Origin of the sequence: Roseivivax sp. THAF30 (assembly GCF_009363575.1) — a bacterium.
GTDB lineage: Bacteria > Pseudomonadota > Alphaproteobacteria > Rhodobacterales > Rhodobacteraceae > Roseivivax > Roseivivax halotolerans.
The window spans coordinates 1,205,911-1,229,868 of the sequence record NZ_CP045389.1 but is presented as its reverse complement, the minus strand read 5'-3'; the positions used below and the strand labels follow the sequence as shown (position 1 = coordinate 1,229,868).

Below are 23,958 nucleotides of genomic sequence, written 5' to 3'. Positions count from 1 at the left end.
ACAAAGAAAAACGCCGCGGGGCGAACCCGCGACGTTTCTTTTCGAGCAATTGCCTGCGATCAGTGCGCGACCGCTCCCGTCTCGCCGTCCTTCTTGGCCAGCGCCTGAGCGGCGGCCTCTTCGGCCTCCTCATCCCAGTCGACGGCCTCGGGCTTACGGACAAGCGCCTGTTCGAGCACCTCCGAGACGTGATCGACCGGGATGATCTTCAACCCGTCCTTCACGTTGTCGGGCAGCTCGGCCAGATCCTTCTCGTTCTCCTTGGGGATGAACACTGTCGTGATCCCGCCCCGGAGCGCTGCGAGAAGCTTCTCCTTGAGCCCTCCGATGGCGGTGGCATTGCCGCGCAAGGTGACCTCGCCTGTCATGGCGATGTCGTTGCGGACCGGGATGCCGGTCAGCACGGAGACGATGCCCGTGACCATCGCGAGACCTGCCGAGGGACCGTCTTTCGGCGTTGCGCCATCCGGCACGTGAACGTGGATATCCCACTTCTCGAAGCGCGGCGGTTTCACACCGATCTGAGGAGAGATCGAGCGGACATAGGAGGATGCCGCGTCGATGGATTCCTTCATCACGTCACCCAGCGTACCCGTCGTCTTCATCCGGCCCTTGCCCGGCAGACGCAGCGCTTCGATCTGCAGAAGATCGCCGCCGACGCTGGTATAAGCGAGTCCCGTCACGACACCGACCTGGTTCTCTTCCTCGGCCAGACCGTAGCGATGACGGCGCACACCGAGGTAGTCGGACAGGTTATCCGGCGTGATGACGACCTTGTCGGCCTCCTTCTTCACGATCTTCGTCACCGCTTTCCGCGCGAGCTTGGCGATCTCACGCTCGAGGTTCCGCACGCCCGCCTCGCGGGTGTAGTAGCGGATGGTGTCGATCAGCGCCTGGTCTTCTATCTCGAACTCGCCCTTCTTGAGGCCGTGGTTCTTGGTCGACTTGGCGATCAGATGCCGCTTGGCGATCTCGGCCTTCTCGTCCTCGGTGTAGCCGGCGAGCGGAATGATCTCCATCCGGTCCAGAAGCGGGCCGGGCATGTTGTAGGAGTTCGCCGTCGTCAGGAACATCACGTTCGAGAGGTCGTATTCCACCTCGAGATAGTGGTCGACGAAGGTTCCGTTCTGCTCGGGATCGAGCACCTCCAGCATCGCGGATGCCGGATCGCCCCGGAAGTCCTGACCCATCTTGTCGATTTCGTCCAGGAGGATGAGCGGGTTCGTGGTTTTCGCCTTCTTCAGCGCCTGGATGATCTTGCCCGGCATCGAGCCGATATAGGTCCGGCGGTGACCGCGGATCTCGGATTCATCACGGACACCACCGAGCGAGATGCGAATGAACTCGCGCCCAGTGGCCTTCGCGACCGACTGGCCGAGCGAGGTCTTGCCCACGCCCGGAGGTCCGACGAGGCACATGATCGGCCCCTTCAGCTTCTTCGAGCGCTGCTGAACCGCAAGGTATTCGACGATGCGTTCCTTGACCTTCTCGAGGCTGTAATGGTCGTCGTCGAGAACCTTCTGCGCGCGGCCAAGATCCTTCTTCACGCGGGATTTCACTCCCCACGGGATCGACAGCATCCAGTCGAGATAGTTACGAACGACCGTCGCCTCCGCGGACATCGGCGACATGTTCTTGAGCTTCTTGATCTCGGCCTCGGCCTTGTCGCGCGCTTCTTTCGAGAGCTTCGTCTCGGAGACGCGCTTTTCGAGCTCGGCCACTTCGTTCTGGCCGTCCTCGCCGTCGCCCAGCTCCTTCTGAATGGCCTTCATCTGCTCATTCAGGTAATATTCGCGCTGGGTGCGCTCCATCTGAGACTTCACGCGCGTCTTGATCTTCTTCTCGACCTGCAGAACGCTCATTTCGCCCTGCATGTGGCCATAGACCTTCTCGAGCCGGTCAGAGATCGACAGCGTTTCCAGCAGTTCCTGTTTCTGGTTCACCTCGATGCCGAGGTGACCCGCCACGAGATCTGCGAGCTTGGCGCTTTCGGTCGCCTCGGAGACCGCGGAAAGGGCCTCCTCGGGAATGTTCTTCTTGACCTTTGCATAGCGCTCGAACTCTTCGGCGACCGTGCGGACAAGCGCTTCCATAGCGGCCTCGTCGCCCGGCACCTCGTCGAGATATTCGGCGGAGGCCTCGAAGAAGCTGTCATTGTCGGTGAACTTGTCGATACGCACGCGCGTCTGCCCTTCGACCAGCACTTTTACCGTGCCGTCGGGCAATTTCAGAAGCTGCAGCACGTTGGCGAGCACACCGACATTGTAGATGCGGTCGCTGGAGGGATCGTCCTCGGCCGGGTCGATCTGGCTGGCGAGCAAGATCTGCTTGTCGTCCGACATCACCTCTTCGAGGGCGCGGACCGATTTCTCGCGACCGACGAAGAGCGGGACGATCATGTGCGGGAACACCACGATGTCGCGCAGCGGCAGCACCGGATAGGACGTGTTGAGAGGCTGTTCCATGCGAGTTCCTTGTCTTGGCAGAACGAACCGGCCCCGGATACCGGCGGCGCGCTTCGTCCCCATTGGACCAATAACGTGGTGCGAATGCGGGGGTGTTTCAAGCCGCACCAAGCCTTGGTGACAGCATGGCGCGGCCATTGGAGCCGCGCAACAACAACGTCCGCGCAAAACGCAATAGTTTGTGGATAAGAAGGCTCATGCCGCAGGATATGGCGACACAGGCCCCGTCGATGTTCGGATCGAGCGTGGATCGGCAGCGCCCGGCTCGGGCCGGGCGCCACCCGGGATGACGTTTACGCGATATGCGCGTTCATCGCGGCCTGCTCGAGGAACGGGTAATCGGTGTAGCCCTCTTCGCCCCCGCCATAGAACGTGTCCTTGTCGGGCGCGTTCAAGTCCGCATTCCGTTCGAGCCGCTTGGCGAGATCGGGATTGGCGATGTAGGGCACACCGAAGGCGACGAGATCGGCCTTGCCCTCGGCGACGCGGGAGATGGCGAGATCGCGGTCATAGCCGTTATTACCCATCCAGACGCCACCATAGCGAGCCTTGAGCGCGCCAATATCCACCTCGTCCGGCCAATCGCGCGGCCCGCCGGTCTGACCTTCGATCATGTGCAGATAAGCGTGGCCCCGGTCCTTCAGCCGGTCGATGAGGTAGTCGGCGAGCGCGGCAGGGTCGCTGTCTGTCGCGTCATTCGCGCCAGAGAAGGGCGACAGCCGAAGGCCGACGCGGTCCGCGCCCCAGACATCCTCGACCACGTCGAGCACCTCGAAGAGGAGCCGCGCGCGGTTCTCGAGCGATCCGCCATAGGCGTCGTCCCGGTGGTTGGTGCCGTCCTTCAGGAACTGGTCGAGCAGATAGCCATTCGCGCCATGCACCTCGACACCGTCAAAGCCCGCCTTCTTCGCATTCTCGGCGGCAATCCGGTAATCCTCGACGATGCGCGGCAGCTCACCTTGCTCAAGCGCGCGCGGCTCGGAGACATCGACCATCTTCACCCCGTCGAAGGTCGGCGCATTGGCGCGGATCGCCGATGGCGCAACCGGCTGCTGGCCGCTCGGCTGCAGCGAGGTGTGCGAGATCCGCCCGACATGCCATAGCTGCATGACGATCTTGCCCTCGGCATCGTGCACGGCGCCTGTGACGCGCTTCCATGCGGCGACCTGCGCGTCCGAATGGATGCCGGGCGTCCAGGCATAGCCCTTGCCCTCTGGGCTGATCTGGGTCGCCTCGGTGATGAGAAGGCCCGCATCGGCGGCACGCTGAGTGTAGTACTTCACATGCATGTCCATCGGCGCGTCGTCGTCGTTCATGGCGCGGTTGCGGGTCAGCGGCGCCATGACCAGCCGGTTCTTCAGCTTGATGGCTCCGGCCTGCAACGGCGTGAAAAGGGTCTCTTGTGACATATCTTGTCTCCTGCTCGGGACGTTCATGGGCGAAGCCTTGAGATAGGCACGCGGTTCCCCGCGCGTATGTGCGCTAACGCAGACCTGTCGTGAAACTGTTGCTTTACTCTGGGGCAGCGTCGCGCTAGCCGCGCATGAAGTTCACGTGAAGGAGACATGCCCTCATGAAGATCGCCATTCTCGGAGGGGACGGTTTCGTCGGCTGGCCGACCGCCCTGCACCTCTCGGCCCAGGGCCACGAAATCCACATCCTCGACAACCTCTCGCGCCGCTGGATCGACACCGAACTCGGCGTCCAGTCGCTGACGCCGATGGATTCGATCCAGGAACGCTGCCGGATCTGGAAAGAAGTTTCGGGCGAAGTCCTGCACTTCCATCTGCTCGATCTCGCCAAGGAATACGAGCGGCTGAAATCCTGGCTGATCGACCACAAACCCGACGCCATCGTCCATTTCGCCGAGCAACGCGCCGCGCCCTACTCGATGAAATCGGATCGTCACAAGGTCTACACCGTCACCAATAACACCAACGCGACGCACAATTTGCTGGCCGCCGTGGTGGAGTCGGGAATCGACCCGCACGTCGTGCATCTCGGCACGATGGGCGTCTACGGCTATTCCAGCGTCGGCGCGCCGATCCCCGAGGGCTATCTCGACGTAGAGATCGACACGCCGACGGGAAAAAAGGGCCAGGAGATATTGTATCCGACCAAGCCAGGCTCGGTCTATCACATGACCAAGTCGCTCGATCAGATCCTCTTCCAGTTCTACGCGCAGAATGACGGGCTTCGGATCACCGACCTGCACCAGGGCATCGTCTGGGGCACCCATACCGACCAGACGCGCCGGCACGAGCAGCTCATCAACCGGTTCGACTATGACGGCGATTACGGCACGGTCCTGAACCGTTTCCTCATCCAGGCCGCGATCGATTACCCGCTGACGGTGCACGGCACCGGCGGTCAGACCCGCGCTTTCATCCATATCCAGGATTCGGTGCGCTGCATCGAGCTCGCACTGAAGGATGCCCCGGCTGCGGGTGAGCGGGTAAAGATCTTCAACCAGATGACAGAGACGCACCGCGTGCGCGATCTCGCCGAATTGGTCGCCAAGCTGACCGGGGCGGAGATCAAGTACCTGCCGAACCCGCGCAAGGAAGCTGCCGAGAACGATCTCATCGTGAAGAACGATCAGTTCCTCGCGCTCGGCCTAGATCCGACGACACTGGCCGAGGGGCTTCTCTCCGAAGTGGTTGACGTTGCGAAGAAATACGCCCACCGGATCGACCGCAGCCGCGTGCCGGCCGTCTCCGCATGGACGCGCGATCTCGGCAGCCGCGTGGAGCGCGACCCGGAGGGCAAGTCGCTCAAATCGGTCTCGTGAGCGCGCTGGTTCCCGAAGGCCCCGCCCGCTCGGACCGGGCCTTCGTCACGCTCGTCACCAACGCGGATTTCGCGCGGGGGGCCGCGGCGCTTCTGCATTCGCTTGCACTGACGGGCAGCGAGGCAGACCGCGTCGTCCTGCATACCGAAGCCGTCGACGAAGCCGCGCTCGCCCCCTTGCGTGCGCGCGGCGCGCGGCTCATCCGCACGGAGCTTCTGCCGACGAGCGATGCATTCAACGCCGCCCATGCGAAAGACCAGATTCACGGGCGGAACCCGTTCACCAAGGGCGAGAAGCCGCCCTTCCACACCCCGCTCGACAATTTCGCCAAGCTCCGGCTCTGGCAGACGGGCTACGAGCGGGTCGTATTCCTTGATGCCGATACGATCGTGCTGCGGAATATCGACCGGCTTTTCGACTATCCCGAATTTTGCGCCGCACCGAACGTTTATGAAGGCCTCGGCGATTTTCACCGGATGAATTCGGGCGTCTTCACCGCGCGGCCGTCCGAGGCGACCTTCGAGGCGATGCTGAAGCGGCTCGACGCGCCCGGCGCGTTCTGGCGGCGGACGGACCAGACCTTTTTGCAGGACTATTTCCCGGACTGGCACGGCCTGCCGGTCTTCGACAACATGCTGCAATACGTCTGGTTCAACCTGCCCGAGCTCTGGGATTGGGCGCAGATCCGCGTTCTGCATTTCCAATACGAGAAACCCTGGCAGGATCACGCGAAGGCCGACACGCTGCGTCCGCTCATCGAGCTGTGGCAGGCCTATGAGCGCGGTGAGAGCCCCGATCTGGCAGCCCTGCCCGGCCCGACATGCGCGTAGCCCTGACCGGATCAGGGGGGCTGGTCGGCCGCTTCATCGCGGACGGGCTGCGAGGCGCTGGCCATGACGTCGTCACGCTGGGGCGCGGACGGGACAGGGAATGGCATCTCCTCGGCCCGGCGCCGGATCTGTCAAGGATCGATGCGCTCGTTCACGCGGCCTTCGATCATGTGCCGGGGCGCTATCGCGGCGGCGAAGGCGACGATCCCGAAAGGTTCATCGCGGCCAATGTGGACGGCACGGCGCGCCTATTCGAGGCGGCTGCCTCCTCTGGCGTCGAAGTCGCGCTTTTTCTTTCGAGCCGCGCGGTCTTCGACGGCTATCCGCCGGGCAGCGATCTTCGCGAAGACCTCGCCCCGCGTCCGACCTCGCTTTACGGCAAGGTGAAAGCGCAGGCGGAGGAGCACCTCTTCCGGTTGCCTCTGCGCTCGGTATCCCTGCGCGCAACGGGAATCTACGGGCCGGGACCGGGGCACAAGTGGCAGCAGCTTTTCCGGGATTACCTGGGCGGGCGCGAGATCGCTCCGCGCAAGGGCACCGAACTTCACGGGGCCGATCTTGCCGAGGCCGTTCGGCTTTGTCTCGAAAAGGAGGTGTCGGGCGCGGTGCATGCCTCGGATCTGGTCCTCGACCGGCATGACCTTATGGCGGAGGTGCAGCTTTTGACCGGAGCGACCGCTACGCCGCCGGACCGGGACGCGCGCTGCGTCAGCGTTCTGGATTGCGCGAGTCTTGCAGCTTTGGGCTGGACACCTGGCGGCTGGGATCGGCTCAGGGCTGACCTGCCGTTGATGTTGCCAAGCTGAAAGCGCGGGCCCGTGCCATAGGCCGGGCCCGCCCTTCGATCAGTAGCCTACCGGGCAGGGTGCCGGGGTGCCGTCCGAGTAGACGCAGCGGCGGGTGGTCGTGTTGTTCTGCGCGCCGCCGGAATTCGCCGCGAGGGTCGCCCCTGCTGCAGCACCGGCAAGCGTCGCCACGCCGCGCGCGGTGTCGCTGGAGTCGTTTCGGTCGGCAATGGCAAGGCCCGCCGCGCCGCCCGCAAGCGCGCCAGCCGCCGTGCGCTGGTCTTGGGTCATGTTCCCGCAAGCCGAAAGGCCGGTGGTGGCGAGGATGGCGAAAACCGTGAATGTCTTTTTCATAGCAGCGATTCCTTTTTCTCTATCGCGATACCCGATGTCTTAGGGCGGAGCCCCATGTCAGACGAGTTCAGGGGGCTGCTATCCGATAACCGCGGTCGCTGGCGGCCGGTTCCGGCCAAGTCTCGCCAATCGAGGGGGTCGATCCGGCTCAGATCCGCTCAACGTCACCGAGCGCTCGGGTCGCGTGGAACTTTTCCTCGAAAGCCGCAAACGTATCGTCGGCGATGGCCGCGCGCATCTCGGACATGAGAAGCTGATAATAATGCAGGTTGTGCCAGGTCAGCAGCATGCCCGAAATCATCTCGTTCGAGCGGAAGACATGGTGCAGGTAGGCGCGCGAATAGTTGCGGCATGCGGGGCAGGTGCAGCCTTCCTCGAGCGGGCGTGGATCATCCTGGTGGCGGGCGTTCTTCAAGTTGACCTGACCCCGCCGGGTCCAGGCCTGCCCGGTGCGCCCCGAGCGTGAGGGCAGAACGCAATCCATCATGTCGACCCCGCGCTTCACGGCGCCGACGATGTCATCGGGCTTGCCGACGCCCATGAGGTAGCGCGGCTTGTCCTCGGGCAGCATGTCCGGCGCGGTATCGAGGCAGCCGAACATCGCCTCCTGTCCCTCACCCACCGCGAGCCCGCCAATGGCGTATCCCTCGAAACCGATATCGGTCAGCGCCTTGGCGCTTTCCTCGCGCAGGTCGGGCTCGAGCCCGCCTTGCTGAATACCGAACAGCGCGTGGCCTGGCCGGTCGCCGAACGCCTCGCGGGACCGAGCCGCCCACCGCATCGAAAGCTGCATCGAGGCCGCGATGCGCTCTTTCGGGACGGGCAGCGCGGGGCATTCGTCGAAGGCCATGACGATGTCGGAGCCGAGAAGCCGCTGGATCTCCATCGAGCGTTCGGGCGTGAGCTCGTGCCGCGAGCCGTCGATATGGCTTTTGAAGGTCACGCCGTCTTCAGTGAGCTTTCTCAGCCCCGCGAGGCTCATCACCTGGAACCCCCCTGAATCCGTGAGGATCGGCTTTTCCCAATTCATGAAGCGGTGCAGACCGCCGAGCCTGTCGATCCGCTCCGCCCCGGGGCGCAGCATCAGGTGGTAGGTATTGCCGAGCAGGATGTCCGCGCCGGTCTCGGCCACGCTTTCGGGCATCATGCCCTTCACCGTCGCCGCCGTGCCGACCGGCATGAAGGCGGGCGTGCGGATCTGGCCGCGCGGGGTCGAGATGGTTCCGGTGCGGGCCTTGCCCGACCCGGCGGCGAGGCTGAAAGAAAACTGCGTCATAGGTGTGAGATGCCCCGCGCGCCGCGCTGTCGCAAGACCGAAACGTGCCCGTGTCATTGGCAAGGCGCGGCCCGGGTACTGGCCGTGGCCTGTCCGGGCTGCTAGGTCTCAGGGTCACGTCGCAGCTTGCGCAGAGGAAAACTGATGACCGAAGAGACCGATCCCGCCACCGACCTGATGCGTTTTGGATGGGAGGAATGGGTCGCCTTGCCCGATCTTGGCCTGCCCGCGCTCAAGGCCAAGGTCGATACCGGCGCGCGGACCTCGGCGCTGCACGCCTCCGAGATCGAGACCTTCGGGTCCGCGACCAAGCCCAAGGTGCGTTTCATGGTGCATCCGGTGCCCGAACGTCCCGAATTGTCGATCCCCTGCTCGGCCGAAATCGTCGACCGGCGCGTCGTCACCTCGTCGAATGGCGAGGGCGAAAGCCGCTACGTGATCGGCTCGCAGATCACCGTCGGCGAGGAAAGCTGGCCCATCGAGATCACGCTCACCAACCGGGGCGGCATGGCGAGCCGGATGCTTCTGGGACGCGAGGCGCTGAAGGATCATATCGCGATCGTCGCGACCGACAGGTTCCTGCAGCCGCAGCTCTCCTACGAGGTCTATGCCTCATCGCGGATGCGTACCGCTGCGCCGAAACGCGCGCTCCGGATCGCGGTGTTGAGCCGGGAGAACAATTACTCGACACGCAAGCTCGTGGAGGAAGGCGAGAGCCGCGGGCATACGGTCGAGGTCATCGACACCACGCGCTGCTACATGGCGATCAACGCGATGGCGCCCGAAGTGCACTACGATGGCAAGCGCCTTCCCCGCTACGACGCGGTGATCCCGCGGGTGGGGGCAAGCGTGACCGCCTACGGGACCGCGGTGATCCGCCAGTTCGAGACGATCGGCACGTTCTGCGTGAACGGCTCGGAGGGCATCACCGCCTCGCGCGACAAGCTTTACGCGCACCAGCTGATGGCGCGGCACAAGATCGGGATGCCCAACACCGCCTTCGCCGCGAGCCCCAAGGATACCGACAGCCTGATGCGGCTTGTCGGCACCGCGCCCCTGATCGTGAAGCTTCTTGAATCGACGCAAGGCAAGGGCGTCGTTCTTGCCGAGACCAAAAAGGCCGCGCAATCGGTGATCGATGCCTTCCGGGGCCTGCGGGCGAACTTCCTGGTGCAGGATTTCGTGAAGGAGGCCGCGGGTGAGGATATTCGCTGCCTCGTTGTCGGGGGCAAGGTCATCGCCTCGATGAAGCGCACCGGGGCGGAGGGCGATTTCCGCTCCAACCTGCACCGGGGCGGCTCGGCGCAGGTCGTGCGGATTTCCAAGGAAGAGCGCGACACGGCGCTCCGGGCCGCGCGGGCCTTCCGGCTCAATCTCGCGGGCGTCGATCTTCTGCGCTCGGAAGCCGGACCGAAAGTGCTGGAGGTGAATTCCTCGCCCGGGCTCGAGGGGATCGAGACGGCGACAGGGAAGAACATCGCCGGGCGCCTTTACGATCATATCGAGGAGCGCGTGCGCCCTGCCCCCGTTCGCAAGCGCAAGCTTCTGGGGTGATCCAGCGGTCGCCCGCGATGCGGGCGTCTGCCCTGGCGCGATGAGCTTTTGGCTCATCGCGCGGTGCGAGGGCCCTGCCCTCGCGCTCCCGCGGTATTTCAGCCAACCCAAGGAGCGGGATCAGCCGCCCCGTTCGCGGCGGAGTTTTCCGAAATAGTCGAGCCGCTTCTTGAGGTCGCGTTCGAAGCCGCGCTCCACCGGCTGGTAGAATTCGGGCCGCTCCATTGTGTCGGGGAAGTAGTTCTGGCCCGAGAACGCGTCGTCCTGGTCATGGTCGTAAGCGTAGCCTGCGCCGTATCCTTCGTCTTCCATCAGCTTCGTCGGTGCGTTCAGGATATGCTTCGGGGGCGGCTCGGAGCCGGTTTTCTTCGCAGCCCGGCGTGCGGCCTTGTAGGCGGCGTAAGCGGCGTTCGATTTCGGTGCGAGGGCGAGGTAGATCACCGCATTCGCAAGCGCGAGGTCACCCTCCGGCGAGCCCAGCCGCTCGTAGCTTTGCCAAGCATCGAGGCACACCGATTGCGCCTGGGGATCGGCGAGGCAGATATCTTCCACAGCCATGCGCGTGAGACGGCGCGCGAGATAGCGCGGATCCTCCCCGGCCTCGAGCATTCGGGCAAACCAGTAGAGCGCGGCATCGGGATCGGAGCCGCGCACGGATTTATGCAGCGCCGATATGAGGTTGTAATGTGCATCGCCGGTCTTGTCGTATTGCGCCGCCCGCCGCATGAGACGCTGAGACAGGGCCTTCTGGTCGAGCGGCGCATCGATCTTCCAGGCGGCGATCTGTTCGATGAGGTTCAGAAGCGCGCGCCCGTCGCCATCGGCCATTTCCAGTAGCGCGCCGCGGGCATCGCCCTCGAGCGGCAAGGCGCGGCCAAGCTCCTCTTCGGCGCGGGTCACGAGGCCGCCGAGATCGTCTTCGCCGAGGCGCGTGAGCACCATCACCTGCGCCCGTGAGAGAAGCGCGGCGTTGAGCTCGAAGCTGGGGTTCTCGGTCGTGGCCCCGACAAGGAGGATCGTGCCGTCCTCCATATGCGGCAGGAAACTATCCTGCTGCGCCTTGTTGAAGCGGTGGATCTCATCGACGAAAAGCAGCGTGCCCTGCCCGGCGCGGCGCCGCTGTTTCGCGGTCTCGAAGACGCGCTTGAGGTCGGCAACGCCCGAGAAGATCGCGCTGATCTGCACGAATTCGAGATCGGTCTCGTGGGCGAGAAGCCGCGCGATCGTGGTCTTGCCGACACCGGGCGGGCCCCAGAAGACGATCGAGCCAAGGCTTCCTGCGTCGAGCATCACGCGCAGCGGGCCGTCGGGACCGAGAAGCTGGTCCTGGCCGATCACCTCGGCAAGGGTTTGCGGTCGCAGTCGGTCCGCGAGCGGGCGCGGCGCGGGGCCGGACGGCTCGTCGCCAGTATCGAAGAGGTCCGCCATCAGCTGCGGAACCTCAGCGCGACGATCCGACCGTCGCGCTCCACGTCGAGACGGAAGCGCGGCGCGGCCGCGCGTAAGGCGGGCGCGACATCGGAGGTTTCCTCGGGCGCGAACCCGTTGATCCCGCGCAGGATATCCCCGCGACGCAGGCCGATACGCGCACCCCAGCGGCCGGGATCGGTGACCACGATGCCGCTGGCCCGAAGCGGCAGGCCCATCTCGTCGCTGACCGCGGGATTGATGCGCGCGATCTCGAGCCCCGGCAGCACCTCCATCTCGCCAAGCGAGACGGGCTGACGGTCGGGCGTGTCCGGGGCGGCGGCCAGCGTGACGCTCAGCGTCTCGAGCGTGCCGGCGCGCAGCACCTCGATCTCGGCTGCCGCGCCGATACCGGCGACGGACATGTGGTAGATCATCTCCGGCGGGCTGTTCACCGGCGCACCGTCGATGGCGCGGATGACATCGCCCACCTCGAGGCCCGCTTCGGAAAAGCTCGAACGAGGGTGGATATCGGCGATCAGGATGCCGCCGGGACGCACCTGGCCGAGACTGTCGGAGAGATCCTGGTCAACGGGCTGTCCGGTGAGACCGGCCCAGGGGCGCTGGAAGCGCGTCTTTCCGGCCTCGGCCTGCGCCACGAACTGGGCGACGAGGGCTGCGGGAATGGCGAACCCGATCCCGTTCGACCCGCCGGAGCGCGTGAGGATCGAGGTGTTCACGCCGATGAGGCGGCCCGCCACGTCAATGAGGGCACCGCCCGAATTGCCCGGATTGATCGGGGCGTCGGTCTGGATGAAATAACCGCGTGCATTGCCCGTCGCCGTGCCCGAGCGCGCGAGGCCAGATACGATCCCCGACGAGACCGTTTGACCGACCCCGAACGGGTTGCCGATCGCCAGGACCAGCTCGCCCACCTCGACCGGGGCATCCTGGCGCAGGGTCAGATGCGGCATGTCCTCTGCGCCCTCGAGTTTCAGGATCGCAAGATCGGATTCCTCGTCGCCCAGAAGCACGCGGGCGGCATATTCGCGGCGGTCGCTCATCACGACGCGGATATCCTCGGCCTCGCCGACGACGTGGTAGTTCGAGACGACGATTCCGTCTTCGGAGAGGATCACGCCCGATCCGAGCGAGTTCTGCACGCGCGGGCGCGCCGGGGCGAACTCACGGAAGAACTGGCCGAAGAGCGGATCGTCCGCGAAGGGCGAGCGGCTCTGCACCACGCGGCTTGCATAGATATTGACGACCGCCGGTGCGGCCTCGCGCACCAAGGGCGCGAAGGTCAACGTGATCTCGGCAGGGCTTTGCGGCACGCGCTCCTCGGCCGTCGCGGGATGCACGGCGAGGATCAGGACAAGGGCAAGATATCTCAGCATCGCAAGCGGAACCTCCGGCCCCGATATGTCGCGCGGGCCGCGGCTTTGCAAGCAGGGGCCGGGACGAGGCGCCACAACGAAAACGCCCCGCCGGAGGTCCGGCGGGGCGCTGTCCGGCGTCAGAGAGACGCGCGGATCATTCCATTTCGAGCGCGTCTTCCTCGGCGAGGCGGGCCTTGTCGGCGGCGCCTTTCGCGTCGGTGTCGCGATCGACGAATTCGATGATCGCCATCGGTGCCATGTCGCCGTAGCGGAAGCCGGCCTTCAGGACGCGGATATAGCCGCCCGGACGCTCGGCGTAGCGCGGGCCAAGCACTTCGAAGAGCTTGGCGACGTGCTTGTCCTGCTTGAGCTGTGCCGCGGCCTGACGGCGGGCGTGCAGATCGCCGCGCTTGGCCAGCGTGACGAGCTTCTCGACGACGGGGCGCAGTTCCTTGGCCTTGGGCAGGGTCGTCTTGATCTGCTCGTGCTCGATCAGCGATCCGGCCATGTTGGCCCAGAGCGCCTTGCGGTGCTCGGCGGTGCGGTTGAGGCGGCGGTGGCCTTTTGCGTGACGCATTGTCTTACTCCAATCGTGCCCTCTACGGGCGGTTTTGCTTTGTCCGGGGCCCGATGCGTGTCAGGCCCTCACCTTGGGGCTTTGTGCCCTGCTTGTTTGCCCGGCCGGGATGCCGCCCGGGCAGATGCCACGAGGCAAGACCTCAGAACTGGTCTTCCATCTTCTTCGAGAGATCCTCGATATTGTCGGGCGGCCAGTCCTCGACATCCATGCCGAGGTGCAGACCCATGCCCGAGAGGACTTCCTTGATCTCGTTCAGCGACTTGCGGCCGAAGTTCGGAGTGCGGAGCATCTCGGCTTCGGTTTTCTGGATCAGGTCGCCGATATAGACGATGTTGTCGTTCTTCAGGCAGTTCGCCGAACGGACCGACAGTTCGAGCTCGTCGACCTTCTTGAGAAGGAGCGGGTTGAACTCGAGTCCATCGTCGTCGTCCTGACGCTGCGCCGATTCAGGCTCGTCGAAGTTGACGAAGATCGACAGCTGGTCCTGAAGGATGCGCGCGGCATAGGCGATCGCGTCCTCGGGGGTGACCGAGCCATCCGTTTCGATCTTCATGGTCAGCTTGTCATAGTCGAGAACCTGGCCCTCACGGGTCGGCTGCACGTCATAAGCGACCTTTTTCACCGGGGAATAGATCGCGTCGATCGGCATCAGGCCGATGGGAGCGTCCTCGGGCTTGTTCTTGTCGGCAGAGACATAGCCCTTCCCGGTGTTGACGGTCAGCTCCATGTAGAGATCCGCACCGTCGTCGAGATGGCAGATGACGTGGTCCTTGTTCAGAACCTCGATGCCGTTCGATTCCGAGATGTCGCCCGCGGTCACGACAGCGGGGCCCTTCTTGGAGATCGAGACGCGCTTCGGCCCCTCGACTTCCATCTTCAGCGAGACGGCCTTGAGGTTCAGGACGATATCGGTCACGTCCTCGCGCACGCCGGCGACCGAGGAAAACTCGTGCAGCACGTTGTCGATCTGCACGGAGGTGATTGCCGCGCCCTGAAGCGACGACAGCAGCACGCGGCGCAGCGCGTTGCCGAGCGTGAGGCCGAAGCCGCGCTCGAGCGGTTCCGCGATCAGCGTGGCCTTCCGGGCGGGTTCGTTGCCGGGACGGACATCAAGCTGGGTCGGCTTGATGAGTTCTGCCCAATTCTTGTGGATCATGTATGACCTCCATTCCTGTCTCGGCCCCATGTCCAGAAAGGCCGGAGACGCCCGAGGTTAAATAATGGCAAAGCCCGGGGCCCGCATCACCGCGGGCCCCGGACGGAAAAAACACTCTTCAGACGCGGCGGCGCTTGGGCGGACGGCAGCCATTATGCGCGATCGGCGTCACATCACGGATCGAGGTGATGTTGAAGCCGGCGGCAGCGAGCGCGCGCAGCGCGGATTCGCGACCGGAGCCCGGACCCTGAACTTCGACCTCGAGGGTCTTGACGCCATGTTCCTGCGCCTTCTTGCCAGCATCTTCTGCGGCGAGCTGAGCGGCGTAGGGCGTGGACTTCCGCGAGCCCTTGAAGCCCATCGTGCCGGCCGACGACCACGAGATCGCATTGCCCTGCACGTCCGAGATCAGGACCTTGGTGTTGTTGAAGCTGGAGTTCACATGCGCGACGCCAGCTGCGATGTTCTTGGAGACCTTCTTCTTGCCTCCGCGACGGGTATCACGTGCCATAAGTCGGTGCCTCCCTTACTTCTTCTTGCCGGCAATGGCCTTCGCGGGGCCTTTGCGCGTGCGAGCGTTGGTGTGGGTGCGCTGACCGCGCACGGGGAGGTTGCGACGATGACGCAGGCCGCGGTAGCAGCCGAGATCCATCAGGCGCTTGACGTTGATCTGGACCTCGCGGCGCAGATCGCCCTCAACCGTGAAGTTGGAGTCGATGTGCTCGCGGATGGCCACCACGTCGGCATCGCTGAGCTCGTTCACACGACGCGTCTGGTCGATGTTCACAGCCTCGCAGATGGTCTTCGCGGAGGACGGTCCGATACCGTGGATATAGGTGAGTGCGATCGGCACCCGTTTGTTCGTCGGGATATTGACGCCGGCAATACGTGCCAAGTCTCTACTTCCTCTCGTTGCGGTTCCGTAGCTCCAGAACCTTTTTTCACAACATAAGACCCTTGGGCTCAGCGCCCGCGGGCCGTCAGTCGATCAGGTGGTCTGCGGCGGCAATATGCTGCCGCAAAAGCGATTCCCCTTGCGGAGATGCCGGTGCGTAGTGGTATTCGGGATAGTCGTCAAGACCTTCCCCCGCGCCTTGCCGAGATACGGTCGAATGCCGCTCAGCCAGGACCATCGGGAGAAATCGAAAGGTGTCCGGGAGGGAGCCGGACACCTCTCTGAAACCGTCTTTACGTGCCTTACGAACGGAATGCGCGGTCGATCATTCCACTATAGCAACGACCGCCGCGCGAAATCGTTTCACGATGCCGTCGCGTCAAGCACCTCGGCGATGCGCGCGCGCACTTCGTCGATCTCTCCGAGACCGTCGATCGCGGTCAACTGACCCTTCGCGTAATAGTATCCGATCAGCGGCGACGTCTTCTTGTAGTATTCCAGAAGACGCTGCTTGAGGCTTTCGGCATTGTCATCGGCGCGGCGCTTGAATTCGGCCTTCTCGCCGCAATTGGTGCAGACGCCGTCCGCCGGGATCGGCTTGGTGTGGTCGTTATACACCTCTCCGCAATTGCCGCAGGTCGAGCGCGCTGTGATCCGGTCCACGAGCGCATCGTCATCGACGCGCATTTCGATGACCGCATTGAGCGTCTCGCCTTGCTCAGCCATCAGCTCGGCCAGCGCGTCAGCCTGGGCCAACGTGCGCGGGAACCCGTCGAAGATGAACCCTTCCGTCTTCTCGCCCTGAAGCTTCTCGCGGATGAGGCCAATGACGATCTCGTCCGTGACGAGCTCACCCTTTGCCATCACGTCAGCGACGATCTTGCCCATCTCCGTGCCGGAGTCCTTGGCCTCGCGCAGCATGTCTCCGGTGGAGAGCTGCGTCATGCCGCGGGTCTCGACGAGATGACGGGCCTGGGTGCCTTTGCCGGCACCCGGCGGTCCGAGAAGAATGATGTTCATCGGCGCTGCGGTCCCCTCTTCTTGCGGCCCTTACCCTTGCCGCGCAGTTGCGACTTTTGAATGAGACCTTCGTATTGATGCGCGAGCAGATGGCTCTGAACCTGCTGAATCGTGTCCATCGTCACGCTGACGACGATGAGCACCGAGGTGCCGCCGAAATAGAACGGAATGGCGAACTGATTGCGGATGATCTCGGGCAGAAGGCAGACGAAGGCCAGATAGGCAGAGCCCAGAACGAGCACGCGGTTCACCACGTATTCGAGATATTCCGAGGTGCGCTTGCCCGGACGAATGCCCGGCACGAAGCCGTTCTGCTTCTTGAGGTTCTCGGCCACGTCATCGGGTTTGAACGACACGTTGAACGTGTAGAAATAGGCGAAGAACACGATCATCGCCGCGAAGAACAGAAGATAGAGCGGCTGACCGGGGCCGAAATACGCCAGCAGCGTCGACATGACGGGTCCCGAGTCCTGACCCGAGAAGGTCGAGACCGTCACTGGCAGAAGCAGAAGCGAGGAGGCGAAGATCGCCGGGATCACGCCCGCGGGGTTCACCTTCACGGGCAGGTGGCTGTTCTGCGCCTCGGACATCTTCATGCCGACCTGGCGGCGCGGATACTGGATCGTGATCTTTCGGAGCGCCCGCTCCATGAAGACCACGAAGGTAATGATCGCCACCACCATGAAGATCACGCCGATGATGACGGCAGGGCTGATCGCTCCCGAACGGCCGCTCGCAAAGAACTGCGCCAGCGCGGCGGGAACCTCGGCGATGATACCGACGAAGATGATGAGCGAGATGCCGTTGCCGATGCCGCGCGCGGTGATCTGCTCCCCGAGCCACATCAGGAACATCGTGCCGCCGACAAGCGTGATGACCGTGGAGGCGCGGAAATACCAGCCGGGATCGGTGACGAGATCGCCCGCCTCGAGGCTGACGGCCAGCCCGTAGGCCTGGAACGTTGCCAGGAACACCGTGCCGTAGCGGGTGTACTGGTTGATCTTCTTGCGGCCCTGCTCGCCCTCTTTCTTGAGCTGTTCGAGCGCGGGCACCATCGAGGCCATGAGCTGCACGATGATCGAGGCCGAGATGTAGGGCATGATGCCGAGGGCGAAGATGCCCATCCGCCCCAGCGCGCCGCCGGTGAACATGGTGAGAATGCCGCCGATGCCGGCCTGCGCGCCCTCCATGAAGTCACGCAGCGCCTGTCCGTCGATACCGGGCACCGGAATGAAGGTGCCGAGGCGGAAGATGCACAGAAGCGCCAGCGTGTAGAAGATGCGTTTGCGAAGGTCGGTGGCCGATGCGAGCGCGGACCAGCTCGTATTCGCGGCCATTTGTTCGACAGCAGATGCCATGAAGCAGTCTCTCTATTCGGACAAACGCCGCCCCGAGCCTGTCTTGGCTGAGGCGGCGTCGGAAAACTGATTAAGGATGTATGCGGCCCGCAGGCCGCCCACAACCTTTATTCGGCCGCCTGAGCCGTCGTGATCGAGCCGCCGGCCTTTTCGACCGCCTCGACCGCCGACTTCGATGCGCCGGTCACAGCGAGCGTGATCTTGGACGAGATCTCGCCCTTGGCCAGAACGCGGACACCGTCGCGCTTGCGGCGCACGAGACCCGAAGCGATGAGCGCCTCTTCGTCGATGGTGGCTTTCGCGTCGAGCTTGCCGGCCTCGATGAACTTCTCGATCAGGCCGAGGTTCACGATGGCATAGGATTTGCGGTTGGGCTTGTTGAAGCCGCGCTTCGGCAGACGCTGGTAGAGCGGCATCTGGCCGCCCTCATAGCCGTTGATGGCCACGCCCGAACGGGACTTCTGGCCTTTGATACCACGGCCACCCATCTTGCCCTTGCCCGAACCCGGGCCACGGGCGATGCGCTTCTTGCGCTGCGTCGCGCCTTCGTTGTCGCGAATCTCGTTGAGTTTCATGTCGCTTCTCCTTGCCGGATGTGGCCCCCAGCGACGGATGGGCCAAACGCGGCGTTGCGTGTGATGTTGGTGCGATCCAAGCGGATCACCGGGGGCGTATAGACGGCACCGCTTTGCGGTTCAAGGGTGCCCCGGCGGCGCGGAGTGAAATTTGCGCGAGGCCGGATCCTTTATGAAAAGCGCCCCGGGCCGGATTGGCACGGGGCGCTTTCGCGATTTCTGGGTGGCCTTGGAGCCTTAGCCGCGCTCTTCCACGATCTCCACGAGATGCGGGATCTTGGCGATCATACCACGGATCGAGGGAGTGTCCTCCAGCTCGCGCGTGCGGTGCATCTTGTTGAGGCCGAGACCGATGAGCGTCTGACGCTGCTTCTCGGGGCGACGGATCGGGCTGCCGATCTGCTTGACGACGATGGTTTTCGCCATGGGTTATACCTCCTCGGCGAGAATGGTCTGCGGATCGCCGTGATCCGGAGCCTCATCACGCTTGGGCAGGATGTCGACGACCTTCTTGCCACGGCGCTGCGCCACCTGGCGCGGACTCGCTCCGCGGGAGAGGCCGTTCAGCGTCGCGCGGATCATGTTGTAGGGGTTTTGCGAGCCGATCGACTTGGCGACCACGTCCTGCACGCCCAGCATCTCGAAGACGGCGCGCATCGGACCACCGGCGATGATACCGGTACCTTGCGGTGCGGTCCGCATCACGACGCGGCCCGCGCCGTGGCGGCCCTCGATGTCGTGGTGCAGCGTGCGGCCTTCGCGCAGGGGCACGCGCATCATGCCGCGCTTGGCCTGCTCGGTCGCCTTGCGGATCGCCTCGGGCACCTCTTTGGCCTTGCCCTTGCCGAAGCCGACACGGCCCTTCTGGTCGCCCACGACGACGAGCGCGGCGAAGCCGAAGCGCTTACCACCCTTGACGGTTTTGGAGACGCGGTTGATCGCGACGAGGCGATCCGCGAATTCCGGTGCTTCGTCGCGATCGCGGCGGCCCCGGCCTTTGTTGTCACGTTCTGCCATCAGGCATTCCTATCTGTTTCTGCGCCACGGGCGGCGCGGAGGTCCAATCGAAGTGAGCGCAGCCCGAAGCCGGCTCCCCGATCATCGAGGCAGGGCGACGGCGCGCCCGGCCTGCATATGGAAAGGCGCGCGAGGCTGGCCCGCGCACCTTTTCGATCATTGCCTCAGAGCTTGAGGCCGCCCTCGCGGGCTGCATCGGCGAGTGCCTTGACGCGGCCGTGAAAGAGGAAACCCCCACGGTCGAAATAGGCCTCTTCGACGCCAGCCTTCTTGGCACGCTCGGCAATCGCCGCACCGACCTTCTGGGCCGCTTCGACGGTGTTCTTGCCGACCACGCCCAGATCCTTCTCCATCGAGGAGGCGGCGGCGAGGGTGACGCCTTTGACGTCGTCGATCAGCTGAACGCTGATATTCTTGTTCGAGCGGTGCACGGAAAGACGTGCGCGGCCCGAATTGGTCGAACGAAGCTTGTTCCGGACGCGCAGGCGGCGCTTCTGGAACAGATCTCTTTTGCTGTTAGCCATACCTTGTCGTCCTTACTTCTTCTTGCCTTCCTTCTGGAAGATGTACTCGCCCTTGTAGCGAATGCCCTTGCCCTTGTAGGGCTCGGGACGCCGCCAGTCGCGAATGTTCGCAGCCACCTGGCCCACCTGCTGAGCATCATGGCCTTCGACCGTGATTTCAGTCGGCTTGGCCGCGGTGACGGAGACACCTTCCGGGATCGGAAAATCGACATCGTGGGACAGACCCAGGTTGAGCTTCAGGATGTTGCCCTGAATCTGCGCGCGGTAACCCACGCCCTGGATCTCCAGCTCTTTCTTGAAGGTCTCCTGCACGCCGTGAACGAGGTTCGCCACCATCGTGCGGGTCATCCCCCATTGCTGGCGCGCGCGCTTCGACTTGCCGCGAGGCGTGACGGTAACCGTTTCGCCGTCAACGGCGATGGTCACGTCATCTGTCGCGGTGAAGCTCTGCGCGCCCTTGGGGCCCTTCACTTCGATCGTCTGGCCGGACACGGAGGCGGAGACCCCCGAGGGCAGCTCGACCGGCTTCTTACCAATACGAGACATGTGGACCGGACCTCCTTAGAATACCGTGCAGAGCACTTCGCCGCCGACATTGGCCGCGCGTGCATTGGCATCCGACATCACGCCCTTGGGCGTCGAGACGATGGACACGCCGAGACCCTGACGGACCTGCGGAATGTTATCGACGCCGAGATAGACGCGGCGGCCGGGCTTGGAGACGCGGGTCAGCTCACGGATGACCGGTGCGCCCTCGTAGTACTTCAGCGCGATCTCGAGCGTCGGGTGACCGCGATGGTCGGTGCCCTTCTCGTAGCCGCGGATGTAGCCTTCGTCGGCCAGCACATCGAGAACCCAGGCGCGCAGCTTGGAAGCCGGCGTCGAGACGTTGGACTTGCCCCGCAGCTGTGCGTTGCGGATGCGGGTCAGCATATCGCCGATAGGATCGTTCATAACTTGACCTCCTTACCAGCTCGACTTGACCAGGCCCGGAGCCAGGCCTTTGGAGCCCAGGTCCCGCAGCATGATGCGGCTGACTTTCAGCTTGCGGTAATAGGCGTGCGGACGCCCCGTCAGCTGGCAGCGGTTGTGAAGCCGGGTGGGCGACGAGTTGCGCGGCAGCTCGGCGAGCTTGAGGCGCGCCTTGAACCGCTCTTCCATCGGCTTCGATTCATCGTTCGCGATTTCCTTGAGCGACGCACGCTTCTCGGCATACTTTGCCACGAGGCGCTGACGCTTCTTCTCGCGCTCAACCATGGATTTTTTAGCCATAATCCAAAATCCCCTTATGCGTTGAACGGCATGTTGAAGTGCTTCAACAGCGCCTTGGCTTCCGCGTCGGTCTTCGCGGTCGTCGTGATATTGATGTCCATGCCCCAGACCTCGTCGACCTTGTCGAAGTCGATTTCCGGGAAGACGATGTGTTCCTTGATGCCCATGGCGAAGTTGCCACGGCCGTCGAAGGACGGCTTCACGCCGCGGAAGTCCCGGATCCGGGGCATCGCGATCGTGACCAGGCGGTCGAGGAATTCGTACATCTTGGCATGGCGCAGGGTGACCTTGGCGCCGAGCGGCATCTCTTCACGCACGCGGAAGCCCGCGATGGACTTCTTCGCCTTGGTGACGACGGCGTGCTGACCGGCGATCTTGGTCAGGTCTTCCTGAGCCGATTTCGCCTTCTTGCTGTCGCGCACGGCTTCTGCACCGCAGCCGATGTTGAGCGTGATCTTCTCGATCCGGGGGATCTGGAGATCGTTGGTATAGCCGAACTCTTCCTTGAGCTTGGCCTTGATCTCTTCGTTGAAGAGCGCCTTGAGACGCGGGGTATAATTCTGGGTATCGAGCATCAGATCACGTCCCCCGTGGTCTTGGCGAAGCGCACCTTCTTGCCGTCTTCCTCGCGGAAGCCGACGCGGGAGGCCTTGCCGTTCTTGTCGACGATGGCGAGGTTCGACAGGTCGATGGGCATCGCCTTGGGCTGGCGGCCACCCTGGTTCGACTGGGTCTGGCGCTGGTGACGCACGGCCATGTTCACGCCGTCCACGACTGCCTTGCCGGATTTGGGGTCGACAGAGGTGATCTCACCCTGCTTGCCCTTGTCCTTGCCGGCGAGCACGACGACCTTGTCGCCCGTTTTCAGTTTCGCAGCCATCAGAGCACCTCCGGAGCGAGCGAAATGATTTTCATGAAGTTCTTGGCGCGCAGCTCGCGAACGACCGGCCCGAAGATACGGGTGCCGACCGGCTCGCCCGCGTTGTTCAGGATGACGGCGGCGTTGCGGTCGAAGCGGATGGCGGTGCCGTCCTCGCGACGAACCTCTTTGGCGGTGCGCACGACGACGGCCTTGCGGACATCGCCCTTCTTCACGCGGCCGCGCGGGATGGCTTCCTTCACCGAGACGACGATGATGTCGCCGACGGAGGCGTATTTACGCTTGGAACCACCCAGGACCTTGATGCACTGAACCCGGCGTGCGCCGGAGTTGTCAGCAACATCCAGATTGGTCTGCATCTGGATCATGTGGTTTCTCCCGACCTTTGGGGGGTGTTCTGTTGTCGCCCCCAGGGTTTCGATAAAACCGGAAAGTGATGCGCCTTATTCGGCGATCACCTCCCAGCGTTTGGTCTTCGATTTCGGCGCGCATTCAATGATGCGCACGGAATCGCCCACCTGGAAGCTGCCGGCCTCGTCGTGGGCGCGGTACTTCTTGGACTTCCGGATGGTCTTTTTCAGCACGGGGTGCTTGAAGCGGCGCTCGACCGAGACCGTCACGGTCTGGGCATTCGCCGTCGAGGTCACGGTGCCTTGGAGAATACGCTTGGGCATGTGTCCGTCCCTCTTATTCTGCGGAGGCCGCGGCTGCGGCCTTCTCGTTGAGCACGGTCTTGATCCGCGCGACGTCACGGCGCACGATCTTCATGCGCGCGGTGTTCTCAAGCTGGCCGGTCGCCTGCTGGAAGCGCAGGTTGAAGGCCTCTTTCTTAAGCTGGACAAGGTCGTCCCGGAGCTGGTCCGGGGTCTTGTCACGGAGTTCGCTGGCGTTCATGTCGCCCTTTCCTTTTCAACATCACCGGAGAGCCCCTGCCTGCAAAGCTACAGGGTCACCCTGATTCCGGTGGAGTCCGTGGATGAGTGGGCCTCATAGAAGGGAAAGCCCCGTCATGCAAGCCTTGTTTTCCGGGCCGGATCGACCGGCGACCGCGCGCTTGAGGACAGCGCCCCGCCCTAGTCCCACCTGTAGTTGAAGCTGACGCTGATCCGGTCGTCCTCGGCCATGTTCATCGGAACTTCATGGCGCAGCCAGGATTCCCAGAGCAGCACCTCGCCCGCCTCGGGCGTCACGTAGACGAAGCTCTTCAGCTCCTCGCGGCACTCGCGGTTTCGGGTCGGCGCGGCCATCATCATCGGCAGGCGCGGATCTTCGAGCTTCAGTGCCGACGTGCCGCCGGGCATCGCGACATAGGTAGTGCCAGAGATTACCGAATGCGGATGGATATGGCTGCCGTGGCTGCCGCCTTCGGGCAGGATGTTGATCCAGATGTCCTCGAGCACGAGCCCACGGTCCCCGAGGTCGAACTCGAGATCCCGCGCGAAGGCCGCGACATGAGCGTCGAGCGCGGTCACGAGATCGGCGAAAATCGGAAAACGCCACGGCAGATCGGTCAGCGAGGCATAGGAGGTGTAGCCGGGATAGCCGTTGGCCTCGCACCATTCCTGTCCTGCCTCATCATCATCGGCGATGGAATAGCAGGACGCTTCGAGCTCTGCGGTGTCGATCTTGCCGTGATCGGACAGAGACGCCTGATAAAGACGGGTGGCAAAGAGGGAGCGGATCTGGGTCATGGCGGCCTCTTAGCGCAGGGCGTCCGTCTGCGCGAGAGGCGATCTCCGCACACGGAGATCGGGAAAACTCCGAACGCGGAGTTTGGAGCAGCGCTCGCCCCGCGATTTCGCGTGCGAAATCGGCCGCACATTCCTCGAAGGGAATATGC

The 23,958-nt window shown here is 63.8% G+C and carries 29 protein-coding genes; 4 read left to right on the top strand and 25 right to left on the bottom strand.

From position 1 onward, the window contains the following. Positions 1 to 59: 59 nt before the first annotated feature. Both lon and FIU91_RS05960 read right to left on the bottom strand, forming a co-directional pair. Positions 60 to 2,465, bottom strand: a complete 2,406-nt coding sequence (lon, locus tag FIU91_RS05965; RefSeq protein WP_152461801.1) for an endopeptidase La — start codon at positions 2,463 to 2,465, stop codon at positions 60 to 62. A 293-nt stretch (positions 2,466 to 2,758) separates the two neighbouring features. Then, complete coding sequence (locus tag FIU91_RS05960) at positions 2,759 to 3,874, bottom strand: alkene reductase (protein WP_152461800.1); 1,116 nt, start codon at positions 3,872 to 3,874, stop codon at positions 2,759 to 2,761. A 164-nt stretch (positions 3,875 to 4,038) separates the two neighbouring features. On the opposite strand from FIU91_RS05960, the gene FIU91_RS05955 reads away from it, so the two are divergent. The 3 genes from FIU91_RS05955 to FIU91_RS05945 are packed head-to-tail and all read left to right on the top strand — an operon-like array spanning position 4,039 to position 6,892. Next, positions 4,039 to 5,256, top strand: coding sequence for an NAD-dependent epimerase/dehydratase family protein (locus tag FIU91_RS05955; protein ID WP_093013611.1), 1,218 nt, complete (start codon positions 4,039 to 4,041; stop codon positions 5,254 to 5,256). Next, positions 5,253 to 6,086: a glycosyltransferase gene (locus tag FIU91_RS05950; protein WP_254702051.1), complete on the top strand. Its 834-nt coding sequence runs from the start codon at positions 5,253 to 5,255 to the stop codon at positions 6,084 to 6,086. The genes FIU91_RS05955 and FIU91_RS05950 overlap by 4 nt, the downstream gene beginning before the upstream one ends. Beyond that, the gene (locus FIU91_RS05945; protein ID WP_152461798.1) at positions 6,077 to 6,892 is read left to right on the top strand and encodes an NAD(P)-dependent oxidoreductase; all 816 of its coding nucleotides are present in this window, start codon (positions 6,077 to 6,079) and stop codon (positions 6,890 to 6,892) included. The genes FIU91_RS05950 and FIU91_RS05945 overlap by 10 nt, the downstream gene beginning before the upstream one ends. 39 nt (positions 6,893 to 6,931) lie before the next feature. Here the strand turns inward: FIU91_RS05945 and FIU91_RS05940 are convergent, their stop codons facing one another. Both FIU91_RS05940 and tgt read right to left on the bottom strand, forming a co-directional pair. Continuing rightward, positions 6,932 to 7,225 (bottom strand): hypothetical protein, encoded by a 294-nt coding sequence (locus FIU91_RS05940; RefSeq protein ID WP_093013620.1) that lies wholly within the window; start codon positions 7,223 to 7,225, stop codon positions 6,932 to 6,934. Between the two features lie 148 nt (positions 7,226 to 7,373). Continuing rightward, positions 7,374 to 8,501, bottom strand: a complete 1,128-nt coding sequence (gene tgt, locus FIU91_RS05935; RefSeq protein WP_152461797.1) for a tRNA guanosine(34) transglycosylase Tgt — start codon at positions 8,499 to 8,501, stop codon at positions 7,374 to 7,376. Between the two features lie 144 nt (positions 8,502 to 8,645). Between tgt and rimK the strand changes: the two genes are divergently transcribed. Beyond that, positions 8,646 to 10,055 carry a 30S ribosomal protein S6--L-glutamate ligase gene (rimK, locus tag FIU91_RS05930; RefSeq protein WP_093013623.1) on the top strand — a complete coding sequence of 470 codons (1,410 nt, stop codon included), beginning with the start codon at positions 8,646 to 8,648 and terminating at the stop codon, positions 10,053 to 10,055. Positions 10,056 to 10,175: 120 nt separating this feature from the next. On the opposite strand, the gene FIU91_RS05925 is transcribed toward rimK, so the two are convergent. The 21 genes from FIU91_RS05925 to FIU91_RS05825 form a co-directional block, all read right to left on the bottom strand. Continuing rightward, positions 10,176 to 11,483, bottom strand: coding sequence for a replication-associated recombination protein A (locus FIU91_RS05925; protein WP_152461796.1), 1,308 nt, complete (start codon positions 11,481 to 11,483; stop codon positions 10,176 to 10,178). After that, complete coding sequence (locus tag FIU91_RS05920; protein WP_152461795.1) at positions 11,483 to 12,859, bottom strand: trypsin-like peptidase domain-containing protein; 1,377 nt, start codon at positions 12,857 to 12,859, stop codon at positions 11,483 to 11,485. The genes FIU91_RS05925 and FIU91_RS05920 overlap by 1 nt, the downstream gene beginning before the upstream one ends. 136 nt (positions 12,860 to 12,995) lie before the next feature. Beyond that, positions 12,996 to 13,418 (bottom strand): 50S ribosomal protein L17, encoded by a 423-nt coding sequence (gene rplQ / locus FIU91_RS05915; RefSeq protein ID WP_093013632.1) that lies wholly within the window; start codon positions 13,416 to 13,418, stop codon positions 12,996 to 12,998. Positions 13,419 to 13,560: 142 nt separating this feature from the next. Next, a complete protein-coding gene (locus FIU91_RS05910; protein ID WP_093013635.1) occupies positions 13,561 to 14,577 on the bottom strand; it encodes a DNA-directed RNA polymerase subunit alpha in 1,017 nt (338 codons plus the stop codon). Between the two features lie 118 nt (positions 14,578 to 14,695). Beyond that, complete coding sequence (gene rpsK / locus FIU91_RS05905; RefSeq protein WP_093013638.1) at positions 14,696 to 15,088, bottom strand: 30S ribosomal protein S11; 393 nt, start codon at positions 15,086 to 15,088, stop codon at positions 14,696 to 14,698. 15 nt (positions 15,089 to 15,103) lie between these two features. Beyond that, positions 15,104 to 15,472 (bottom strand): 30S ribosomal protein S13, encoded by a 369-nt coding sequence (rpsM, locus tag FIU91_RS05900; protein WP_093013641.1) that lies wholly within the window; start codon positions 15,470 to 15,472, stop codon positions 15,104 to 15,106. A gap of 363 nt (positions 15,473 to 15,835) precedes the next feature. Next, positions 15,836 to 16,492, bottom strand: coding sequence for an adenylate kinase (locus tag FIU91_RS05895; RefSeq protein ID WP_152461794.1), 657 nt, complete (start codon positions 16,490 to 16,492; stop codon positions 15,836 to 15,838). Beyond that, positions 16,489 to 17,850, bottom strand: a complete 1,362-nt coding sequence (gene secY / locus FIU91_RS05890; RefSeq protein ID WP_152461793.1) for a preprotein translocase subunit SecY — start codon at positions 17,848 to 17,850, stop codon at positions 16,489 to 16,491. Before secY ends, FIU91_RS05895 begins: the two co-directional genes overlap by 4 nt. A gap of 107 nt (positions 17,851 to 17,957) precedes the next feature. After that, on the bottom strand, positions 17,958 to 18,425 hold the full coding sequence (gene rplO, locus FIU91_RS05885; RefSeq protein ID WP_093013650.1) for a 50S ribosomal protein L15: 468 nt from the start codon (positions 18,423 to 18,425) through the stop codon (positions 17,958 to 17,960). A gap of 237 nt (positions 18,426 to 18,662) precedes the next feature. Next, positions 18,663 to 18,851 (bottom strand): 50S ribosomal protein L30, encoded by a 189-nt coding sequence (gene rpmD, locus FIU91_RS05880; protein WP_093013653.1) that lies wholly within the window; start codon positions 18,849 to 18,851, stop codon positions 18,663 to 18,665. A gap of 3 nt (positions 18,852 to 18,854) precedes the next feature. Beyond that, entirely contained in the window at positions 18,855 to 19,442 is a 588-nt protein-coding gene (rpsE, locus tag FIU91_RS05875) for a 30S ribosomal protein S5 (RefSeq protein ID WP_093013656.1), read from the bottom strand. Positions 19,443 to 19,606: 164 nt separating this feature from the next. Continuing rightward, the gene (gene rplR, locus FIU91_RS05870; protein ID WP_093013659.1) at positions 19,607 to 19,966 is read right to left on the bottom strand and encodes a 50S ribosomal protein L18; all 360 of its coding nucleotides are present in this window, start codon (positions 19,964 to 19,966) and stop codon (positions 19,607 to 19,609) included. Between the two features lie 12 nt (positions 19,967 to 19,978). Next, complete coding sequence (gene rplF, locus FIU91_RS05865; protein WP_093013661.1) at positions 19,979 to 20,512, bottom strand: 50S ribosomal protein L6; 534 nt, start codon at positions 20,510 to 20,512, stop codon at positions 19,979 to 19,981. A gap of 15 nt (positions 20,513 to 20,527) precedes the next feature. Next, positions 20,528 to 20,920: a 30S ribosomal protein S8 gene (rpsH, locus tag FIU91_RS05860; RefSeq protein WP_093013664.1), complete on the bottom strand. Its 393-nt coding sequence runs from the start codon at positions 20,918 to 20,920 to the stop codon at positions 20,528 to 20,530. 12 nt (positions 20,921 to 20,932) lie between these two features. Then, positions 20,933 to 21,238: a 30S ribosomal protein S14 gene (gene rpsN / locus FIU91_RS05855; RefSeq protein WP_093013667.1), complete on the bottom strand. Its 306-nt coding sequence runs from the start codon at positions 21,236 to 21,238 to the stop codon at positions 20,933 to 20,935. Positions 21,239 to 21,252: 14 nt separating this feature from the next. Then, the gene (gene rplE / locus FIU91_RS05850; RefSeq protein ID WP_093013670.1) at positions 21,253 to 21,813 is read right to left on the bottom strand and encodes a 50S ribosomal protein L5; all 561 of its coding nucleotides are present in this window, start codon (positions 21,811 to 21,813) and stop codon (positions 21,253 to 21,255) included. Beyond that, positions 21,813 to 22,118 carry a 50S ribosomal protein L24 gene (rplX, locus tag FIU91_RS05845; RefSeq protein WP_093013673.1) on the bottom strand — a complete coding sequence of 102 codons (306 nt, stop codon included), beginning with the start codon at positions 22,116 to 22,118 and terminating at the stop codon, positions 21,813 to 21,815. The genes rplE and rplX overlap by 1 nt, the downstream gene beginning before the upstream one ends. Next, positions 22,118 to 22,486 (bottom strand): 50S ribosomal protein L14, encoded by a 369-nt coding sequence (gene rplN / locus FIU91_RS05840; protein ID WP_007427594.1) that lies wholly within the window; start codon positions 22,484 to 22,486, stop codon positions 22,118 to 22,120. The genes rplX and rplN overlap by 1 nt, the downstream gene beginning before the upstream one ends. 75 nt (positions 22,487 to 22,561) lie before the next feature. Then, positions 22,562 to 22,792: a 30S ribosomal protein S17 gene (rpsQ, locus tag FIU91_RS05835; RefSeq protein WP_093013676.1), complete on the bottom strand. Its 231-nt coding sequence runs from the start codon at positions 22,790 to 22,792 to the stop codon at positions 22,562 to 22,564. A gap of 13 nt (positions 22,793 to 22,805) precedes the next feature. Next, a complete protein-coding gene (rpmC, locus tag FIU91_RS05830) occupies positions 22,806 to 23,012 on the bottom strand; it encodes a 50S ribosomal protein L29 (protein WP_093013679.1) in 207 nt (68 codons plus the stop codon). A 179-nt stretch (positions 23,013 to 23,191) separates the two neighbouring features. Further along, positions 23,192 to 23,809 carry a TIGR02466 family protein gene (locus FIU91_RS05825; RefSeq protein WP_152461792.1) on the bottom strand — a complete coding sequence of 206 codons (618 nt, stop codon included), beginning with the start codon at positions 23,807 to 23,809 and terminating at the stop codon, positions 23,192 to 23,194. Between the last annotated feature and the right edge of the window lie 149 nt (positions 23,810 to 23,958).

Coding starts and splice junctions, on each gene's coding strand:
- rplE (WP_093013670.1), bottom strand. CDS start 21,813: ATGCTCGATACCCAGAATTATACCCCGCGTCTCAAGGCGCTCTTCAAC.
- rplR (WP_093013659.1), bottom strand. CDS start 19,966: ATGGCTAACAGCAAAAGAGATCTGTTCCAGAAGCGCCGCCTGCGCGTC.
- rpsN (WP_093013667.1), bottom strand. CDS start 21,238: ATGGCTAAAAAATCCATGGTTGAGCGCGAGAAGAAGCGTCAGCGCCTC.
- FIU91_RS05920 (WP_152461795.1), bottom strand. CDS start 12,859: ATGCTGAGATATCTTGCCCTTGTCCTGATCCTCGCCGTGCATCCCGCG.
- rplO (WP_093013650.1), bottom strand. CDS start 18,425: ATGAAACTCAACGAGATTCGCGACAACGAAGGCGCGACGCAGCGCAAG.
- FIU91_RS05910 (WP_093013635.1), bottom strand. CDS start 14,577: ATGATCCACAAGAATTGGGCAGAACTCATCAAGCCGACCCAGCTTGAT.
- FIU91_RS05940 (WP_093013620.1), bottom strand. CDS start 7,225: ATGAAAAAGACATTCACGGTTTTCGCCATCCTCGCCACCACCGGCCTT.
- rpmD (WP_093013653.1), bottom strand. CDS start 18,851: ATGGCGAAAACCATCGTCGTCAAGCAGATCGGCAGCCCGATCCGTCGC.
- lon (WP_152461801.1), bottom strand. CDS start 2,465: ATGGAACAGCCTCTCAACACGTCCTATCCGGTGCTGCCGCTGCGCGAC.
- FIU91_RS05960 (WP_152461800.1), bottom strand. CDS start 3,874: ATGTCACAAGAGACCCTTTTCACGCCGTTGCAGGCCGGAGCCATCAAG.
- rplQ (WP_093013632.1), bottom strand. CDS start 13,418: ATGCGTCACGCAAAAGGCCACCGCCGCCTCAACCGCACCGCCGAGCAC.
- rpsE (WP_093013656.1), bottom strand. CDS start 19,442: ATGGCAGAACGTGACAACAAAGGCCGGGGCCGCCGCGATCGCGACGAA.
- rpmC (WP_093013679.1), bottom strand. CDS start 23,012: ATGAACGCCAGCGAACTCCGTGACAAGACCCCGGACCAGCTCCGGGAC.
- tgt (WP_152461797.1), bottom strand. CDS start 8,501: ATGACGCAGTTTTCTTTCAGCCTCGCCGCCGGGTCGGGCAAGGCCCGC.
- rplF (WP_093013661.1), bottom strand. CDS start 20,512: ATGTCTCGTATTGGTAAGAAGCCGGTCGAGCTGCCCTCGGGGGTCTCC.
- rpsH (WP_093013664.1), bottom strand. CDS start 20,920: ATGAACGATCCTATCGGCGATATGCTGACCCGCATCCGCAACGCACAG.
- rpsQ (WP_093013676.1), bottom strand. CDS start 22,792: ATGCCCAAGCGTATTCTCCAAGGCACCGTGACCTCGACGGCGAATGCC.
- secY (WP_152461793.1), bottom strand. CDS start 17,850: ATGGCATCTGCTGTCGAACAAATGGCCGCGAATACGAGCTGGTCCGCG.
- FIU91_RS05955 (WP_093013611.1), top strand. CDS start 4,039: ATGAAGATCGCCATTCTCGGAGGGGACGGTTTCGTCGGCTGGCCGACC.
- FIU91_RS05895 (WP_152461794.1), bottom strand. CDS start 16,492: ATGAACATCATTCTTCTCGGACCGCCGGGTGCCGGCAAAGGCACCCAG.
- FIU91_RS05925 (WP_152461796.1), bottom strand. CDS start 11,483: ATGGCGGACCTCTTCGATACTGGCGACGAGCCGTCCGGCCCCGCGCCG.
- rplX (WP_093013673.1), bottom strand. CDS start 22,118: ATGGCTGCGAAACTGAAAACGGGCGACAAGGTCGTCGTGCTCGCCGGC.
- rpsK (WP_093013638.1), bottom strand. CDS start 15,088: ATGGCACGTGATACCCGTCGCGGAGGCAAGAAGAAGGTCTCCAAGAAC.
- rimK (WP_093013623.1), top strand. CDS start 8,646: ATGACCGAAGAGACCGATCCCGCCACCGACCTGATGCGTTTTGGATGG.
- FIU91_RS05945 (WP_152461798.1), top strand. CDS start 6,077: ATGCGCGTAGCCCTGACCGGATCAGGGGGGCTGGTCGGCCGCTTCATC.
- rplN (WP_007427594.1), bottom strand. CDS start 22,486: ATGATCCAGATGCAGACCAATCTGGATGTTGCTGACAACTCCGGCGCA.
- FIU91_RS05825 (WP_152461792.1), bottom strand. CDS start 23,809: ATGACCCAGATCCGCTCCCTCTTTGCCACCCGTCTTTATCAGGCGTCT.